This window comes from Aeromicrobium sp. UBA7512 (assembly GCF_002476985.1).
GTDB lineage: Bacteria > Actinomycetota > Actinomycetes > Propionibacteriales > Nocardioidaceae > Aeromicrobium > Aeromicrobium phoceense.
Genome location: NZ_DLNK01000007.1, coordinates 519,126 through 536,481, shown reverse-complemented (window position 1 = coordinate 536,481; position 17,356 = coordinate 519,126). Strand labels below are relative to the sequence as shown.

At 71.1% G+C, this 17,356-nt stretch carries 15 protein-coding genes; 4 read left to right on the top strand and 11 right to left on the bottom strand.

All coding sequences use genetic code 11. The features are described 5' to 3' along the window. Nucleotides 1–30: 30 nt before the first annotated feature. From acs to serS, 3 genes are all read right to left on the bottom strand, one after another. A complete protein-coding gene (gene acs / locus B2363_RS13455) occupies nucleotides 31–2,007 on the bottom strand; it encodes an acetate--CoA ligase (protein ID WP_286930804.1) in 1,977 nt (658 codons plus the stop codon). Between the two features lie 149 nt (nucleotides 2,008–2,156). Next, the gene (locus B2363_RS13450; RefSeq protein ID WP_286930803.1) at nucleotides 2,157–2,942 is read right to left on the bottom strand and encodes an HAD family hydrolase; all 786 of its coding nucleotides are present in this window, start codon (nucleotides 2,940–2,942) and stop codon (nucleotides 2,157–2,159) included. Further along, nucleotides 2,939–4,222: a serine--tRNA ligase gene (gene serS, locus B2363_RS13445; RefSeq protein ID WP_286930802.1), complete on the bottom strand. Its 1,284-nt coding sequence runs from the start codon at nucleotides 4,220–4,222 to the stop codon at nucleotides 2,939–2,941. The genes B2363_RS13450 and serS overlap by 4 nt, the downstream gene beginning before the upstream one ends. Before the next feature lie 85 nt (nucleotides 4,223–4,307). On the opposite strand from serS, the gene B2363_RS13440 reads away from it, so the two are divergent. After that, nucleotides 4,308–5,918 carry a YegS/Rv2252/BmrU family lipid kinase gene (locus B2363_RS13440; RefSeq protein WP_286930801.1) on the top strand — a complete coding sequence of 537 codons (1,611 nt, stop codon included), beginning with the start codon at nucleotides 4,308–4,310 and terminating at the stop codon, nucleotides 5,916–5,918. A 3-nt stretch (nucleotides 5,919–5,921) separates the two neighbouring features. Here B2363_RS13440 and B2363_RS13435 read toward each other — a convergent pair whose 3' ends face one another. The 4 genes from B2363_RS13435 to B2363_RS13420 form a co-directional block, all read right to left on the bottom strand. Further along, nucleotides 5,922–8,426 carry a glycoside hydrolase family 65 protein gene (locus tag B2363_RS13435; RefSeq protein WP_286930799.1) on the bottom strand — a complete coding sequence of 835 codons (2,505 nt, stop codon included), beginning with the start codon at nucleotides 8,424–8,426 and terminating at the stop codon, nucleotides 5,922–5,924. 135 nt (nucleotides 8,427–8,561) lie between these two features. Next, nucleotides 8,562–9,272 carry an HAD family hydrolase gene (locus B2363_RS13430; RefSeq protein WP_286930798.1) on the bottom strand — a complete coding sequence of 237 codons (711 nt, stop codon included), beginning with the start codon at nucleotides 9,270–9,272 and terminating at the stop codon, nucleotides 8,562–8,564. A 73-nt stretch (nucleotides 9,273–9,345) separates the two neighbouring features. Then, nucleotides 9,346–10,185: a DUF5926 family protein gene (locus B2363_RS13425; protein ID WP_286930796.1), complete on the bottom strand. Its 840-nt coding sequence runs from the start codon at nucleotides 10,183–10,185 to the stop codon at nucleotides 9,346–9,348. Between the two features lie 38 nt (nucleotides 10,186–10,223). Next, a complete protein-coding gene (locus B2363_RS13420; RefSeq protein ID WP_286930795.1) occupies nucleotides 10,224–10,622 on the bottom strand; it encodes an ATP-binding protein in 399 nt (132 codons plus the stop codon). Nucleotides 10,623–10,764: 142 nt separating this feature from the next. Between B2363_RS13420 and B2363_RS13415 the strand changes: the two genes are divergently transcribed. The 3 genes from B2363_RS13415 to B2363_RS13405 are packed head-to-tail and all read left to right on the top strand — an operon-like array spanning nucleotide 10,765 to nucleotide 14,080. Further along, the gene (locus B2363_RS13415; protein WP_286930794.1) at nucleotides 10,765–11,082 is read left to right on the top strand and encodes a rhodanese-like domain-containing protein; all 318 of its coding nucleotides are present in this window, start codon (nucleotides 10,765–10,767) and stop codon (nucleotides 11,080–11,082) included. 51 nt (nucleotides 11,083–11,133) lie between these two features. Then, nucleotides 11,134–11,727: a TetR/AcrR family transcriptional regulator gene (locus B2363_RS13410; RefSeq protein WP_286930793.1), complete on the top strand. Its 594-nt coding sequence runs from the start codon at nucleotides 11,134–11,136 to the stop codon at nucleotides 11,725–11,727. A gap of 31 nt (nucleotides 11,728–11,758) precedes the next feature. Then, a complete protein-coding gene (locus B2363_RS13405; protein ID WP_286930792.1) occupies nucleotides 11,759–14,080 on the top strand; it encodes an MMPL family transporter in 2,322 nt (773 codons plus the stop codon). A gap of 63 nt (nucleotides 14,081–14,143) precedes the next feature. On the opposite strand, the gene B2363_RS13400 is transcribed toward B2363_RS13405, so the two are convergent. From B2363_RS13400 to B2363_RS13385, 4 genes are all read right to left on the bottom strand, one after another. Continuing rightward, nucleotides 14,144–15,226, bottom strand: a complete 1,083-nt coding sequence (locus B2363_RS13400; RefSeq protein ID WP_286930791.1) for a CPBP family intramembrane glutamic endopeptidase — start codon at nucleotides 15,224–15,226, stop codon at nucleotides 14,144–14,146. Nucleotides 15,227–15,320: 94 nt separating this feature from the next. Next, entirely contained in the window at nucleotides 15,321–15,599 is a 279-nt protein-coding gene (locus B2363_RS13395; RefSeq protein ID WP_078699556.1) for an HU family DNA-binding protein, read from the bottom strand. A 98-nt stretch (nucleotides 15,600–15,697) separates the two neighbouring features. Further along, complete coding sequence (gene aat / locus B2363_RS13390) at nucleotides 15,698–16,354, bottom strand: leucyl/phenylalanyl-tRNA--protein transferase (RefSeq protein WP_286930790.1); 657 nt, start codon at nucleotides 16,352–16,354, stop codon at nucleotides 15,698–15,700. After that, nucleotides 16,351–17,316: a phosphotransferase gene (locus tag B2363_RS13385; RefSeq protein WP_286930789.1), complete on the bottom strand. Its 966-nt coding sequence runs from the start codon at nucleotides 17,314–17,316 to the stop codon at nucleotides 16,351–16,353. Before B2363_RS13385 ends, aat begins: the two co-directional genes overlap by 4 nt. Nucleotides 17,317–17,356: the final 40 nt, after the last annotated feature.

Sequence of the window (17,356 nt, the reverse complement as noted above, 5' to 3'; positions counted from 1 at the left end):
TTTCGTGACCGCCGCAGCCCGGACTCGCGGTCATTCCTGGTCGGCTGCCGGCTTCTTGAGGCCGGCGGTGATGAGGTCCATGACCGAGGAGTCGGCCAGGGTCGTCGCGTCGCCGACCTCGCGGTTCTCCGCGACGTCCCGCAGCAGGCGGCGCATGATCTTGCCGGACCGCGTCTTGGGCAGCTCGGGCACGACCATGATCTGGCGCGGCTTGGCGATCGGGCCGATCTCCTTGGCCACGTGGTTGCGCAGCGCGACGATCGCCTCCTCGGTGCCGCCGGCCTCGCCCGCCGACTCGCGCAGGATCACGAACGCCACGACGGCCTGGCCGGTGGTGTCGTCCGAGGCACCCACGACGGCGGCCTCGGCCACGGTGGGGTGCGACACGAGCGCGGACTCGATCTCGGTGGTCGACAGGCGGTGCCCGGAGACGTTCATGACGTCGTCGACGCGACCGAGCAGCCAGATGGCGCCGTCGTCGTCCTTCTTGGCGCCGTCGCCGGCGAAGTACATGTTCGGGAAGCGCGCCCAGTAGGTGTCCTTGAAGCGCTGGTCGTCGCCCCAGATCGTGCGGAGCATCGACGGCCACGGCTCGGTGAGGACGAGGTAGCCGCCCTCGCCGTGGCCCACCGGCTTGCCCTCGTCGTTCACGACCTCGGCGCTGATGCCCGGCAGCGGGCCCATGGCCGAGCCGGGCTTGGCCGTCGTCACGCCCGGGAGCGGGCTGAGCATGTGCGCGCCGGTCTCGGTCTGCCACCACGTGTCGACGATCGGCGTGCGGTCGCCGCCGATGTTCTTGCGGTACCAGACGTAGGCCTCGGGGTTGATGGACTCGCCCACCGAGCCCAGGATGCGCAGCGACGACAGGTCGAACTGGGCGGGGATGTCGTCGCCCCACTTCATGAACGTGCGGATCGCGGTGGGCGCGGTGTAGAAGAGCGTCACGCCCTTCTCGGCGATGATCTCCCACCAGCGGCCCTTGTGCGGGGTGTCGGGCGTGCCCTCGTAGAGCACCTGCGTGGCGCCCTCGGCCGTGGGTCCGTAGACGATGTACGAGTGGCCGGTGACCCAGCCGACGTCGGCGGTGCACCAGAACACGTCGGTGTCGCGCTTGTGGTCGAAGACGGCGTCGAACGTGTAGGCGCACTGCGTCAGGTAGCCGCCGCTGGTGTGCAGGATGCCCTTGGGCTTGCCCGTGGTGCCGGACGTGTACATGACGTAGAGCGGGTGCTCGGCGTCGAACGCTTCGGGCGTGTGGTCGGTCGAGGACTCGTCCACCAACTCGTCCCACCAGACGTCGATGTCCTGGTCGAACGCGACCTCCTGGCCGGTGCGGCGCACGACCAGCACGTTCTCGACGGGGCTTGCGTCGCCGAGCTTCGCGATCGCCTCGTCCACGGCGGGCTTGAGGGCCGAGGGGTTGCCGCGGCGGTAGCCGCCGTCGGCGGTGATGACGAGCTTGGCCTCGCAGTCCTCCACCCGGCTGGCGAGCGCGTCGGAGCTGAACCCGCCGAAGACCACCGTGTGCGGGGCGCCGACGCGGGCGCACGCCAGCATGGCGATGACGGCCTCGGGGATCATCGGCAGGTAGATGGCCACGCGGTCGCCGGCCTCGATGCCGAGCTCGGTGATCGCGTTCGCGGCCTTGGACACCTCGTCCTTGAGCTGGCTGTACGTGATGTCGCGGGTGTCGCCGGGCTCGCCGACGAAGTGGAACGCGACCTTGTCGCCCAGGCCGTTCTCGACGTGGCGGTCGACGCAGTTGTACGCGACGTTGAGCTTGCCTCCGACGAACCACTTCGCGAACGGCGGGTTCGACCAGTCGAGGACGTCGGTGAACGGCGTGTCCCAGGTGAGGCGGTTCGCCTGCTCGCCCCAGAATCCGAGGCGGTCCTGCGCGGCGCGGTCGTAGGCCTCGGCGGTGACGTTGGCGTTGGCGGCCAGGTCGGCCGGCGGCTCGAAGATGCGGTCCTCGTGGGCGAGGTTGTCGATGCCGGTCTGAGTCACGAGTGGGCCTCCTGGCGCGGTGGGGGTTCTGGTGTCGCAGGTCACAACTGCCGACGACTTTACGGTGCCCCATCACGGCCGGTGTGCGCCAGAGCACACCGACGAGCGGCCACTGTCGTGCGGCGAGCGGTGCGCTCCGGGGCGCGGCGTCAGTCGAGCCAGCGCGAGAGCTCCTCGGCGAGGCCGTCGTCCTCGACCGGGCCGGTGACGTGGTCGGCGACCGCGGTGAGCTCGTCGGGGGCCTGGCCCATGGCGACGCCGCGGCCGGCCCAGCGGATCATCTCGACGTCGTTGCTGCCGTCGCCGACGGCGAGGACGTCAGCGGCGGTGAGGCCCATCGAGCGGCTCACGACGTCGAGGCCCGACGCCTTGGAGACGCCCTCGGGCGCGAGGTCGAGCCACGCGGTGTAGCCGATGTAGTAGTTCGTACCGTCGAGGCCGAGGTCCTCGACCAGCTTCGAGAACTCGTCGCGGTCGTGGTCGGGGGCTCGCACGACGACGCGGGTGACGGGCTGGGAGACCATGCGGTCGACCTCGTCGAGGATGATCTTGCCGGTGATCTCGCCCTTGGGGAACGCGCGGTTCACGCGGTAGCCGATGCCGACCTCCTCGACCGCCACGAGGGCCTCCGGCACCTGCTCGAGCACGCGCTTGACGGCCTCGCGGGCGTCGAACGTGGTGGTGTGGACGACCTCGAACGGGTCGACGCTGAACACCACGGAGCCGTTGCTGGCCACGCCGAGACCCTCACGGAAGCCCAGCTTGTCGAGCACGTCGTAGACGCCCGGCACCGCGCGGCCGGTGGCGATGACCACCGGGACGCCCTGCTCGCGCAGGCCGAGGATCGCCTCCTTCACCGCGGGACTGAGCTCGTTGCGGTGGTCGACGATCGTGCCGTCGACGTCGAGTGCGACGAGCTTCGGGCGCCAGGTCACGCCGACGCCTGACCGATCGGCCGCAGGACCTCGCCGAGGAACGGGTGCAGCGCCGCAGGGAGCCGCACCGAGCCGTCGGCCTGCTGGCCGTTCTCCAGCAGCGCCACGATCGTGCGGGTCATGGCGCACAGGGTGCCGTTGAGCGTGGCGACGTGCGAGGTGCCCTCGTCGGCCACGCCACGGGTGCGCACGTCGAGCCGGCGCGCCTGGAACTCGGTGCAGTTCGACGCCGACGAGAGCTCGCGGTACTTGGCCTGCGTGGGGATCCACGCCTCGCAGTCGAACTTGCGCACGGCCGACAGGCCGAGGTCGCCCGCGGCCACGTCGATGACGCGGAACGGCAGCTCGAGCTTCTCGAGCCACGCCTTCTCCCAGCCCAGCAGCCGCTCGTGCTCGGCGGCCGCCTGGTCGAGCGTGGTGTAGACGAACATCTCGACCTTGTCGAACCAGTGCACGCGGAAGATGCCGCGGGTGTCCTTGCCGTACGACCCGGCCTCGCGCCGGAAGCACGGGCTGAAGGCGGCGTAGCGACGCGGCAGCGACTCGGTGGGGAGAATCTCGCCGCCGTGGTAGGCCGCGAGCGGCACCTCGGAGGTGCCGACGAGGTAGAGGTCGTCCTTCTCCAGGTGGTAGACGTCGTCGGCCGCCTGGCCGAGGAAGCCGGTGCCCTCCATCGCCTGCGGCTTGACCAGCGCCGGGGGGATCATCGGCGTGAAGCCCCACTCGGCGGCCGTGGACATCGCCAGCTGCACGAGCGCGAGCTCGAGCTGGGCGCCGACGCCCGTGAGGTAGTAGAACCGCGAGCCGCTGACCTTCGCGCCGCGCTCGACGTCGATGGCGCCGAGCAGCTCGCCCAGCTCGAGGTGGTCGCGCGGCTCGAAGCCCTCGGCGGCGAAGTCGCGCGGCGTGCCGATCTCCTCGAGCACGACGAAGTCGTCCTCGCCGCCCGGGGGCGCGTCGACCGTGGGGTTCGGCAGGGACTTCAGCAGGAGCTCGAACGCCTTCGCGGACTCGGCCTGGGCGGCCTCGGCGGCCTTGACCTCGGTGCTCAGCTCCTTCGTGCGCGCCAGCAGCGCCTGCTTCTCGTCGCCCTGCGCCTTCGGGATCTGCTTGCCGAGCTGCTTCTGCTCGGACCGCACGGCCTCGAACCGCACGATCGCGGCTCGGCGGGCCTCGTCGGCCGCGATGAGCTGGTCGACGACCTCGGGCGACTCGCCCCGGCGCTCCTGGGCGGCTCGCAGCAGGTCGGGTTCGTCGCGCAACAGTCGGGGATCGATCACTCCGCCAGCCTAGCGAGGCGTGAACGGCCGAGTCGTCCCGGCGCGGTTACGCTGAGCGGGCCCCATTTCTGACGAGAGGACCGCAGTGACGATCGACCTGCGCCGCGCCGACGGCGACCGGCCGCTCCTGCCGACCGCCCTCATGGTGATCGGCGGCGTCGTGTTCGTCGTCCTCACGATCCTGGTGTCGATCCGCTGGCAGCCGCTGATGGACCTCGACCAGGAGGTCGCCGAGTGGGCCTACGACGTCTCGGCGTCGCGCGCCTGGCTGGTCGACCTCCTCGACTTCGTCGCCATCGTCACCAGCAACTGGACCGTCGCCATCGTGCTGTCGGTGCTCGCCGGTCTGCTGTGGTGGCGCAACGAGCGGCTCGTGGCGATCTGGGTGGTCGTGTCCGGTGTCGTGGTCCTGGCCGGCAACGCGCTGATCAAGCTCGCCGTGAAGCGCGAGCGTCCGGTGTGGGACCTGCCCCTGCACGAGATCGGCGGCTACTCGTTCCCCAGCGGACACTCCGCCGGCGCCGGGCTGTTCTTCACCGTCCTGGCCCTGCTCACGATCGTGGTCACGGGCCGCGGGCTGCGCCGGCGCCTCTGGCTGACGCTGTGGATCGTGCTCGCCCTCCTCGTGGCCGCCGACCGCGTCTTCCTGGGCGTGCACTTCCTCAGCGACGTCACGGCGGGCCTGTGCTTCGGCGTCACGGCCACGCTCCTGCTGTGGCAGCTCCTGGTCCACGGCCGCGGCCGGATGCCGTCCGAGCTCGCGGTCGTCACGGGCTCGGGCCGCCGCCGCGCCGCGGTGGTGCTCAACCCCGTCAAGGTCGGCGACATCGAGGACTTCAAGGCGAAGGTGCGCCAGGTCGGCGCCGCGCACGGCTGGGACGAGCCGCAGTGGTTCGAGACCACCATCGAGGACCCCGGCCACGGCCAGACCCGCCTGGCCCTCGACTCCGACGTCGACCTGGTCATCGCCGCCGGTGGCGACGGCACGGTGCGCGCCGTGTGCGAGGAGGCGACCCGCTCCGGCGTCGCGATCGGCGTGCTGCCCCACGGCACCGGCAACCTGCTCGCGCGCAACCTCGACATCCCCGTGAACACGCGGGACGCCCTGGACGTCGTGTTCGGCGGCCAGGACCGCGCGATCGACCTGGCCAGCTTCAGCACGGACGGCGGCACGGAGACCTCGTTCCTCGTGATGGCCGGCCTGGGCATGGACGCCATGATCATGACGGGCGTCAACGAGGACCTGAAGAAGCGCGTCGGCTACCTCGCGTACTTCGTGTCGGGCGTCAAGGCGATCACGTTCCCGCGCACCAAGGTCGAGATCACCCTCGACGACGACGAGCCGCGCCACTTCCGGGCCCGCACCGTGGTGATCGGCAACGTGGGCTTCCTGCAGGGTGGCATCCCGCTGCTGCCCGACGCGCAGATCGACGACGGGCTGCTCGACGTCGTGATCGTGGCACCCAAGCGCTTCATCGGCTGGCTGTCGATCGTGGCCCGCGTCATCACGCGCCGCAAGACCAACGACGCGCGGCTGACCCGCCTGTGCGCCCAGCGCGTGCACGTGAAGGCCGAGAAGCCCGTTCCCATGCAGCTCGACGGCGACCCGGTGGGCGAGGGCCGCGAGATCACGGCCGAGATCCACCCGGGCGTCGTCCTGGTGCGGGTGCCGGCCACGCTGGCCCCCGCCGAGTAGGGCTCAGCCGCCGGGGACGATGGCCGTGATGATCGTGCCGTCGGCGCGACGGCGGCCCGACACCGGCGGCGGGGTGCCCTCGATGTCGGGGCCCTGACCCTCCAGCGGCACCACGACGGGCTCGCCGGGCTTCACGGTGATCGAGCGCTTGCGCACGAAGAACGTGGGGTCGACGAGCCGGCCCTGCGCGTCGGGCTGCTGGTCCTCGACGAACAGCTCGAGCTCCTCGCGACGCACGGTGACCCGGACCCGGGTGCCGTGGAGCGTCACGCGGTAGGTCAGCTCGTCCCACTCCTCGGGCAGGCGCGGGTCGATCGAGAAGTCGCCCTGGTGGTCGCGGAAGCCACCGAAGCCGCTGGCCAGCACGCCCCAGACGCCTCCGGTCGATGCCACGTGGACACCGTCGGTGGCGTTCTTGTGGCGGTCGGCCAGGTCGACGAAGAGGGCGCCGAGGAAGTAGCGGTAGGCCAGATCGCGGTACCCGACCTCCGCGGCGATGATCGACTGCACCACGGCGGACAGCGTGGAGTCGCCCGTCGTGATCGGGTCGTAGTACTCGAAGTTGGCGCGCTTCTGCTCCGACGTGAAGTGGTGGCCCTGCAGGTAGAGGGCCAGCACGACGTCGGCCTGCTTGATCACCTGGAACCGGTAAATGACCAGCGGGTGGTAGTTCAGCAGCAGCGGCCGCTTGTCCAGCGGTGTGTGGTCGAGGTCCCAGACCTCCCGCTCGAGGAAGTGCTGGTCCTGCGGGTGGACGCCGAGCGCCTCGTCGTAGGGGATCGCCATGTTGCGGGCGGCGCGCTCCCAGTCGGTGATCTCGTGGTCCTGGAGCGCGAGCCGGGTGAGCATGCGCTGGTAGGCGATCTCGTCGCGCTCGGCGAGCCGCTTCACGGCGAACGCCGCCGCGCCGAGGTTGAACCGCGCCATGACGTTCGTGAACATGTTGTCGTTCACGACGGTGGTGTACTCGTCCGGACCGGTGACACCGTGGATGTGGAACGTGCCCACCTCCTCGTCGCGCCAGAAGCCCAGGTCGACCCACATCCGCGCGGTCTCGACGAGGATGTCGATGCCCTGGCGGATCATGAAGTCCTCGTCGCCCGTGGCGAGGTAGTACTGCGTCACGGCATACGCGATGTCGGCGTCGATGTGGTACTGCGCGGTGCCCGCGGCGAAGAAGGCCGAGGCCTCCTCGCCGTTGATCGTGCGCCAGGGAAAGAGCGCTCCCGACTGCGACATCTCACGCGCGCGGCGCCGGCCCGCCTCGAGCAGGCTGTGCCGGAAGCGCAGGGCGTTGCGGGCGTGGTCGGGATTCGTGTAGGTCAGGAACGGCAGGACGTAGACCTCGGTGTCCCAGAAGTAGTGACCGCTGTAGCCCGAGCCGGTGACGCCCTTCGCGGGGATGCCCGCGCCCTCCGCGCGGGCGCTGGCCTGCGCCACCTGGAAGAGGTTCCAGCGGATCGCCTGCTGGATGGCGGCGTGCCCCGGGACCTCGACGTCGGAGCGGGCCCAGAAGTCGGAGAGCCAACCGGCCTGCGCCTCGTGCAGCTGCGCGACGCCGTCCTGCGCGGCGCGCTCGAGCGTGCGGCGGCACCGGTCGACGAGCTCGCGCACCGGAACGCCCCGGGACGTGTGGTAGGCGACGAGCTTGGTGAGCCGGATCGTCTCGCCCGGCTGGGCCGCGATCCGGTACGTCACCTTGGCCAGGTCGTCCTCGACCTGGACCCGGGTCGTGTAGTCCAGGGAGGTCTCGAGCTGGTGGTCGGCCGCAACGGCCAGGGTCATGCCACTGTCGGAGCACCGGAAGCCCAGGGACACCCGTCCCTGGTCGGCGTCGCCCCAGCTGTGCCGCGGCTCGAGAACCCGCCGGTCGAAGCCCTCGGACTTGCGGGGGTCGTGTCCTTCACCCATGGACTTCGAACGGACGTGGTACTCGTCCTCGCCGTCCTGACGGTTGAGGATCTGCGACGAGATCGCGATGGGCGCGCTGTCGTCGAGCATCGTGACCTCGAACTCCAGCACCGCGAGGTGGCGCTGGGCGAACGACACCATGCGGGTCGCCACGACGCGCACGCGCTTGTTCGACGGGGTGCGCCACAGGATCTCGCGCCGCAGCACCCCCTCGCGGAAGTCGATGGAGCGCTCGTACTCGAGCAGGTCGGCCACGCTCAGCAGCAGCGGCTCGTCGTCGACGTAGAGCCGGATCACCTTGGCGTCGGGGGCGTTGACGATCGTCTGGCCGACCCGCGCGAACCCGTAGGCCTCCTCGGCGTGGTGGATCTTCCACGTCTCGTGGAAGCCGTTCACGAACGTGCCGTGGGTGTGGGAGTCGCGGCCCTCGGTGACGTTGCCGCGCATGCCAAGGTAGCCGTTGCCCACCGCGAAGAGCGTCTCGGTGACGCCGAGGTCGGTCTGGTCGGGCGCGGTCTCGACGAGCCGCCACGGATCGGCGGGCCAGCGCACCCGGTCGAGGAAGTCGTCCGCCAGGGGGGCCTCGTGCGAGCTCATGCCGTCACCCCCGTGGAGAAGCGACGGTACGGGGCCGCCGGCATGAGATCTGCATGGCTCACTCGCTGACGCTCGCTCATGCGATCACCGCCGAGTGGGAGCGACGGCACGGGGCCACCAGGATCGCGCGCTCGCTCACAGGAGCTCCGCCAGGTCCGAGACGACCACGTCGGCACCGTTCTCGCGCAGCGTCTCGGCGCCGGCGCCGCGGTCGACGCCCACGACGAGGCCGAAGTCTCCGGCGGCGCCGGCCTGGACGCCGGACACGGCGTCCTCGAGGACGACCGACCGCTGCGTGGGCACGCCGAGGCGCTCGGCGGCCGCCGCGTACGTGTCGGGACGCGGCTTGCCGGCGATGTGCTCGGCGGCCGCGACCTCGCCGTCGATGATCACCTCGAAGCGCTCGGTGATGCCGGCGGCCTCGAGCACGGGCCGGGCGTTGCGCGAGCTGGACACGAGGGCGGCCTTGACGCCGCGCTCCTCGAGGGCGTCGAGCAGCCGGATCGAGCCCGGGTACGCCTCGACCCCCTCGGTGCGCAGCACCTCGCGGAAGTAGTCGTTCTTGCGGTTGCCGAGCGCGCAGACGGTCTCGGCCGCGGGATCATCGGACGGGTCGCCGTACGGCAGCTCGATGCCGCGCGACTCGAGGAACGAGCGCACGCCCTCGTAGCGCGGCTTGCCGTCGACGTACGCGAAGTAGTCGGCGTCGGTGTAGGGCTCGGCGTCCGGGTGCCCCGCGAGGAAGTCGCTGAACATCCGGCCCCAGGCCGTCTCGTGGACCTCGGCGGTGGGCGTGATCACTCCGTCGAGGTCGAACAACGCGGCGTCGTAGTCGTTCCAGTCCACGCAATCAGCCTAGGGGCTGGTCGCCGGTCACACCGAACCCCGTGACCGACGGCACGCCGATCAGCCCGTCGATTCAGCGAATGGTGACCTGTCGGCTGACCAGGTCGCGGCGGGCCGTGCGCTCGGCAGCGGACAGCTCGGCGGTCTGCGCCTTGGCCTCGTCGAGCACGGCGACGAAGTCCGGGACCGCGGCATCGAGCTCGGTGGCACCGACGCCGTCGAGCTCCCAAACGGGCACCAGCAGGCCGTGGGCGCGGAAGATGCCGATCAGCTTGGTGCCCTCGCCGAGCGAGTCGGTGCCGGCGGCGCGCAGGCGGGCGAAAGCGTCGAGCAGCGGGCCCTCCTCGTCGAGCATGATCCAGCGCAGGTACGCGTGGTCGCCCATCTCGGTGACGTAGGCGGAGTCGGTGGCGGTGAGGCGCGTGGTGGGCGCCACGGTGGCGTTGGCCTCCTCGAGCGCCGACGCGGCCGCGGACGAGCCGCGGTCCTCCTCGACGAGCCACCAGTCGAAGCCTTCGTGCAACTCGATCTCGAAGGAGCCGTCGGGGTCGATGAGGTCCTGCAGGCGGGCGCCCACGCCCGGGGGCGTCATGCGGATGGGCGTGCCCGGCTCGGTCTCGCGGGCCACCTCGATGACGTGGGCCAGGTCGCGGCTGATGTCGCCGTGGTTGTGCATGACCTGCAGGCCGACCCAGATCTCGCCGTCGGGACGCACGAGTCCGGCACCGGCACCTGGCAGCAGGGAGCAGATCCGGACCGTTCCTCCGTCGCGCAGGCCCACGCGGGCCGTGGCCGACGGGACGAACTCGCGCATCGCGACCCAGTCACCCTCGGACGGGAGTCCCTCGAAGGTGCGTGCCACGAACGGCATGCGCTGCTTGGCCGGCTTGGTTCCTCGCGACTTCTTGCCCATGGCCGACACGGTATCCGTCGGCGGCGTGGGTCCGGTGCTCAGGCCAGCGTGAGCTCGGCACGCACGCAGGTGCCCTCGCTCAGGTCGACCGACCAGTTGTCGGCGACCCGGCTGATGATCGAGAGGCCGCGGCCACCGAGGGAGTCCTCGTCGAAGGGGCGCGGCACGAGGTCGGCGCCGGAGCCACGGCCGAAGTCGCGCACGCTCAGCAGGAGGTGACCGTTCTCGATCGCCCAGGAGATCTCCATGGCCCCGTCGTCGTCGGGGGTGCCGTGGGCGACGGCGTTCGCGATCATCTCGCTCAGCACGATGAGGGCGTTGTCGATGGCGGCCAGATCAGTGCGGTTGCGGGTGAGGAACGCGGCGAGCTTCGTGCGGGCGATGCCCGGGGTGGAAGACTCGAAGGGCAGTCGTACCAGGTCGCGACTCTCCACCATGTGTCCTCCTCCCCCAGCACGTGTCGGTCGACACGCGCCTGGTCATGAGGGCAGGGCGCACTGTGCGCCACGACCGCATGACTAGTAACAATTAACCATTCAACCGGCCGGGATTCAAGACCCGGGAAAGGTGCCACGTCCCATGAGTGACTCCGAGGTGCCCCACGTCACGGTCGCCGAGGTGCCCGATCCGCTGCCGCCGGACTGGGTCGTGCTGGACGTCCGCGAGCCCCACGAGTGGGCCGCCGGTCACGTCCGGTCCGCGCTGCACATCCCCTTGGGACAGCTGCCGCTGCACGTCGGCGAGCTCGATCCGCAGCGTCCCCTGCTGGTGGTGTGCCACCTCGGCCAGCGGTCGGCGCGAGCCACCGCCTGGCTGACGTCGATCGGCCACCACGCGGTGAACCTCGAGGGCGGGATGGACGCCTGGGAGGCGGCCGGGCGGCCCGTCGTGACGTGAGCACGCTCACGAACTTTGCACTGTGGCTCATGGAGTGCAAGAATGCACTCCATGGCAAAGAGTGCAAGTTCGACCCGGCGTGAGCGCACCCTCGCGGCGATCGTGCGCCAGGCCCGCCTGCTGACCGACGAACGCGGTCTGGACGGCTTCACGATGGAGGAGCTGGCCGAGGCCGCCGGCGTCTCGCGCCGGACCCTGTTCAACTACGTGCCGGGCAAGCTCGACGCCGTGCTCGGCCCGGACCAGGACCCCGACGAGGCGATCGTCGCCACGTTCCTGTCCGGCGGCCCGACCGGTGACCTCCTGGTCGACGTGAAGGAGCTCGTGCGCACCTCGCTCGAGGCCGAGGTACCCGACCCGGCCGAGCTCGCGGCGGTCCGCCGCATCCTGCGCCGCGACCATCGCCTGATGTCGGCGGTGCACGAGCGCTTCGTCGAACGCGCCCGGAAGCTCTCCGAGGCGATCGAGCACCGCGAGGGCAAGGCCGTCGATCCGCTGGACCTGCGACTCATCGGCAATCTGATCCTCACCCTGTGCGACGCCGCGCTCGACGAGTCGCTCGCCGACCCGTCGCAGACGGTCGCCCACCACTTCGACCGCGCCTTCGCCGCGACGAGCGCCCTGTTCGGCACCCGTCGCGCCTGATCCTCCGCCCACCCACCCGAGAAAGACCTTCATGGCAACCCTGCTCTACCGACTCGGCAAGACCGCCTACCGGCGCTGGCCGATCTTCATCGCCGCCTGGCTCATCGCGCTCATCGGCCTCGGCGCCGTCGCCGGCTACCTGTCCAAGCCGATGTCGAACACCTTCTCGATTCCCGGCATCGAGTCCGTCGAGGCGGCCGAGCTGCAGCAGGAGCTCTTCCCCGACGCCGCACCGGTCGACGCGCCCAGCGCGACGATCGTGCTGGCCGCCCCCGAGGGTGAGCAGCTGTCGGCCGAGCCCCACGCGGGCACCGTGGCGACGCTCGTGTCCGAGCTGAACGCACTCGAGGACGTCGAGGACGGCGTCGTCGGACCGGTGGAGGCGGCCGCCGGGCTCGGGGCCCAGGCCGTCGGCGGCGTCGACCAGGCGCAGGAGCAGGCCACGGCCGCCGGCCAGCCGTTCGACCGCGACGCGGCCCTGGCCCGGGCGACCGCGCAGATCGACGCGGCCACCCCGCTGTCGGAGGACGGCCGCGTCGGCACGATCGCGTTCACGTTCGACACCCCCACGGTGCTCGAGGTGACGCCCGAGATGCAGGACGAGGTCACCGAGGTCATGGACACGGCGCGCGATGCCGGCCTGACCGTCGAGGTCTCCGGCTCCGCCATGCAGTCCATGGAGCCCGCCGGCGCCTCGTCGGAGCTGATCGGCATCGGTCTGGCCCTGGTGATCCTCGCGCTCACGTTCGGCTCGCTGGTGGCCGCCGGCATGCCGATCGTCACCGCCGGCATCGGCGTCGGCATCGGCCTCACCGCGATCACCGCGATGACGGCGGTCACCGAGGTCCCGTCGAGCACCACGGCACTGGCCAGCATGCTGGGCCTGGCGGTCGGGATCGACTACGCCCTGTTCATCCTGGCCCGCTACCGCAGCGAGCTGGAGCACACCGACGACCGCCAGGAGGCGATGGGCATCGCCGTCGGCACCGCCGGTTCGGCCGTGGTGTTCGCCGGTCTGACGGTGATCATCGCCCTCGTCGCGCTCAGCGTCGTCGGGATCTCGTTCCTCACGGCCATGGGCCTGGGCGCGGCCGCGACGGTCGCCGTCGCGGTGCTGGTCGCGCTGACGCTGCTGCCCGCCATCCTGGGCATGCTGAAGACGAAGGCCTTCTCGCTGCGCTTCCGCCGCTACACGCCGGCCCGCGACGCCAACGGCCACGTCCTGAACCACGGCGTCCGCTGGGCGCGGTTCGTCGGCAGGGCGCCGCTGGTGTGGGTGCTGCTGGTCGTCGTGGGCCTCGGCGCCCTGGCGATTCCGGTGAAGGACATGCACCTCGCGCTGCCGACCGACAGCACCGCCGCGGAGGACACCACCCAGCGCAAGGCGTCCGACCTCGTCACCGAGGCGTTCGGCCCCGGCCGGCTCTCGCCGATGCTCGTGGTCGTCGACGCGCGCGGCGTGGAGGACCCCCAGGAGCAGCAGGCCGCCTACCAGGCCGTCACGCAGTGGGCCGCCGACCAGGACGACGTCGCGAGCGCCATGATGGCGGCGGGCAACGAGCAGGGCGCGATGATCCTGCTCACCCCGTCGTCCGGGGCCGAGGACACCGCCACCGAGGAGCTGCTCCAGTCGCTGCGCGACGGTGAGCAGGCCATCGAGGCCGAGACGGGAACGTCCATCGGCGTGACCGGGATGACGGCCATCCAGACCGACGTCTCGGAGAAGCTCTCCGACGCGCTGCCCGTCTACCTGGCGATCGTCATCGGCCTGGCCTTCGTGCTGCTGGTCATGGTCTTCCGCTCGCTGCTGGTGCCGCTCACCGCGACGCTCGGCTTCCTGCTGTCGGTGATGGCCACGCTCGGCGCGACCGTCGCGATCTTCCAGGAGGGCCTGTTCGGGATCTTCCCGGGCCAGCCGATCGTGAGCTTCATCCCGATCTTCCTGATCGGCGTGGTCTTCGGCCTGGCGATGGACTACCAGGTGTTCCTGGTGACCCGGATCCGTGAGGCCCACGTGCACGGTGCCTCGTACCGTGAGGCGGTCGTCGACGGCTTCCGCAACAGCGCGCGCGTGGTCACGGCGGCGGCGCTCATCATGACCTCGGTCTTCGCCGGCTTCATCTTCATGGACGAGCCGATCGTGCAGTCGATGGGCTTCGCGCTGGCGGCCGCGGTGATCTTCGACGCGTTCGTGGTGCGGATGGTGCTGATCCCCGCTCTGATGTACCTCATGGGCGAGAAGGCCTGGTACCTGCCGCGCTGGCTGGACCGGATCCTGCCCAACGTGGACATCGAGGGCGAGAACCTGCACCGGCCCCACCTCGAGGACCACTACGCCAAGGTGAACGCCTGATCCTCGGCCTGCACGGGCTGTCCACGGTTCCTCCGTGGGCAGCCCGTCGTCGTCCGTGGTGGCTCAGCGACCCCACACGCCGGGATCCCCCGGGTAGGACGGTGCGTTCGGCGGCACGACAGGCTGCGCGGCGGCCGGCACGACGGGCGGTGCCGGCACTGCGGGAGTCGGGCCCTCGGCGGCGGGCACGTACGGCGGGGGCGGCACCACGACATAGGCAGGGGCCGCGGCGGGCGCCGGTGCGGGCAGCGGCGGACGGCGCCGCTGGAGGCCGCGACGCCGGGCGGACCACTCGACGAGGGCCCAGAAGACGAGGCACATCACCGTGGACGGGACGACCTCGTTCCACAGCCCCGCACCTTCCCCGCTCGAGTCGATGACGCCCACGATGTCGAGCACCATGAGGACGATGTTGTTGGCCACGTGCAGGGCCACGGCGGCCTCGAGGCCGCCCGTGCGGATCGTGAGCACGGCCGCGATGACGCCGAAGGCGAAGACCGAGACGAGCCCCCAGAACGAGTAGAGGTGGCCGGCGGCGAACAGCAGGCTCGTGGCGACGACGGGGACCACCGTCCAGCGGGTCCACGAGCCGATCAGCTGCATCAGCCCGCCGCGGAACACGTACTCCTCGGCCGCGGCCTGGAACGGCACGACCAGCAGGACGACCGCGAGGGCGGCCAGGGCGCGCCCACCGGGTGCCTCGACGCTGACAGTCTCGTCGCCCGCCACCGCGGCCACCAGGACCGAGAGGCCGAGCGCCGCCGCGACGACGAGGAACGCCAGCGCGAGGCAGCGGCCGAGCCACGACCAGCGCAGGTGTCCCTCGACCGAGTGCAGGTAGCCCACGTGGCGCCGCCACACCAGCGCGACCGCCAGCACGACGCACGGCAGCAGCACGGCGATCGTGGCGAGCTGGAAGAGCAGCAGGCCCGGATCGTCCAGGGCGATGTCGGTGTCGGTCCCGTCGAGCCACGTGTCGAACGACGTACCGGACGCCGCGACGCCGACGACGGCCACGATGACCAGGACGACGACCAGGACGACGTAGAGGAAGGTCCCCACGACCGCCGCGACCGGCAGCTTCCAGTGCGCGAAGTCGGGGGACTCACGCGCCAGTCGGGGATAGGACGTCGTCGAGGAGCTCACGGCCGCATCCTCACACAGACGAACGACGCCCCCGGCCCTGTGTCCACAGCTTCGGGAACCACAGGGGCGGGGGCGTCGTGACGCAGGCGTCAGATCACTTCGCGGCGGCCTTGAGGCGCGAGCCGGCGCTGACCTTCACGCCGTAGCCGGCGGGGATGTCGATGGTCTCGCCCGTGGCGGGGTTGCGGCCCGTGCGAGCGGCGCGCTGCACGCGCTCGACCGAGAGGACACCCGGGATCGAGATCTTCTCGCCCTTGGCGACCGAGTCGATGACGAGCTCGGCGAAGGCGGTGACGAACTCGTCGACGTCCTTCTTGGTGCTGCCGGTCTTGGCGGCCAGCTCGGCCACGAGATCGTTGCGGGAAAGTGCCACGATTCTGCTCCTGAAATGGATGAAATGGGTACTGCGTCAGTCTAGGGATGACACGGGAGGGTCCGCCTGCCGGGGGCCCCCGGGCGTGTCGCGAGATTTCAGTCCCAATCGGGTGCGGGGAGCTCCGTGAGGGCCTCGATCGCGGCCAGGTAGTCCGCCCGCGGAACCTCGCGCACCCCGAGCGTCGCCAGGTGGTCGGTCTGCCACTGGGTGTCGATGAGCCAGTCCGGGAGCACCGACATCCGCTCGACCAGGCCGACCAGGGCCGCCTTCGAGGCGTCGGTGCGGTGGTGGAACATCGATTCGCCTGCGAACAGGGCTCCGATCCCCAGTCCGTACAGCCCTCCGACGAGCCGCCCGTGCTCGTCGCGGGTCTCGACGCTGTGCGCGTGACCCAGCTCGAACAGCCGGATGTAGGCCTTGCGGATCGCCGGGTTGATCCACGCCCCCGGACGGCGCGGGTCGGCGCATGCGGCGATGACCGCCTCGAAGTCCTGGTCCACGGTGATCGTGAACGAGCGCATCGAGCGCCGCAGTGAGCGCGAGACGCGCAGGTCACCCGGCCCGAGGACGCCGCGGTCCATCGGCGACCACCAGAGCAGGCGCCTGCGGTCGGGCATCGGGAAGGCTCCGTGCCGGTAGGCCGCGATGAGGGTGGACGGCTCGAGGTCGGCGCCGGACGCGATGCAGTCCTCCTCGGGCCACTCCGCCGGCTCGAACGCCCAGGGCGAGGGCGGCAGGGGCACCGGTCTCATGCGTCAAGCATGGAGGTCAGGTGGTGCTCGACGGCACCGCCCCATTCGGCCATTTCCTCGCGGGTGGCGGTCAGCAGCGCCCGATGCCACGTCACGGCGCGGTTCACGGCGTGGGTGAAGCCCGAGGCCCGCCACAGGCACTCGAACTCGGGCGGCTCGACCTCCCACACCTCGCACCAGGCGGGCGCGACGTCCTCCCACGCCACCGCGTCCTGCGAGGTCACGACGCCGTAGGGCACCGAGAGCAGCTCGACGGCGTGGGCCCACATGCCGTCGCCGAGGTCGAAGAAGGCGACGTCGTCGCCCGAGCCGTGGAGGTTCCACGGGTGCAGGTCACCGTGCTGCCAGGTGGACGGGACGGCCGACGCGGCGAGGACTGCGCAGGCGTCGACGAGCTCGGGTCGGCGCGCGCGCAGCTCCTCGATCCGCCCGGGAGGAACGCGACCGTCGTGGTCGGCAGGAGACTGCTCGTGGATCTCCAGCAGCCGGTCGAAGCGCGCGACGACCGTCTCCGGGCCCGCGTCCGGGAGGCCGGTGGCGAGCAGTTCGTCGTGGTGGCCGACCAGGGCGCGCTGCACGCGGGCCGCCTGGGCCACAGCCCGGCACCAGTCCTGCGCCGTGGGCGTGCGTTGGTCGCCGACGGTGGGGCCGTGGTCGAGCGTGAGCATCCAGCCCCGCTCGCCGTCCACGGCCAGCGGCTCCTGCACCGCCCCGGGCACGAGGCGGGCCATCGCCTGCTGCAGGGGCGGCTCGAACGCCATCGCCGGGCACGTGGCCTTGAACCAGACCCGCCCGGCGTCGGTGGGGACGGTGAGCTGGGTCGACCAGGGCCGGATCCGGGGCTGCTCGATCTCGCCGGTCACCGCGATCGCGTGCTCGGCGAGGGCCCCCGTGAGCCACTCCACCGCGAGGGCACGCCACTGCGGCGTCGCCACGTGCGTCGAGAACGGCTCCTGCGCCATGGCGCCACCCTAGGGGCGGGGCGTGCTCGCGGCGAGTGAG

Excerpts from the sequence above, each read along its gene's own strand:
- B2363_RS13435 (WP_286930799.1), bottom strand. The coding sequence starts at position 8,426 with ATGAGCTCGCACGAGGCCCCCCTGGCGGACGACTTCCTCGACCGGGTG.
- B2363_RS13425 (WP_286930796.1), bottom strand. The coding sequence starts at position 10,185 with ATGGGCAAGAAGTCGCGAGGAACCAAGCCGGCCAAGCAGCGCATGCCG.
- B2363_RS13420 (WP_286930795.1), bottom strand. The coding sequence starts at position 10,622 with ATGGTGGAGAGTCGCGACCTGGTACGACTGCCCTTCGAGTCTTCCACC.
- B2363_RS13415 (WP_286930794.1), top strand. The coding sequence starts at position 10,765 with ATGAGTGACTCCGAGGTGCCCCACGTCACGGTCGCCGAGGTGCCCGAT.
- B2363_RS13410 (WP_286930793.1), top strand. The coding sequence starts at position 11,134 with ATGGCAAAGAGTGCAAGTTCGACCCGGCGTGAGCGCACCCTCGCGGCG.
- B2363_RS13405 (WP_286930792.1), top strand. The coding sequence starts at position 11,759 with ATGGCAACCCTGCTCTACCGACTCGGCAAGACCGCCTACCGGCGCTGG.
- aat (WP_286930790.1), bottom strand. The coding sequence starts at position 16,354 with ATGAGACCGGTGCCCCTGCCGCCCTCGCCCTGGGCGTTCGAGCCGGCG.
- B2363_RS13385 (WP_286930789.1), bottom strand. The coding sequence starts at position 17,316 with ATGGCGCAGGAGCCGTTCTCGACGCACGTGGCGACGCCGCAGTGGCGT.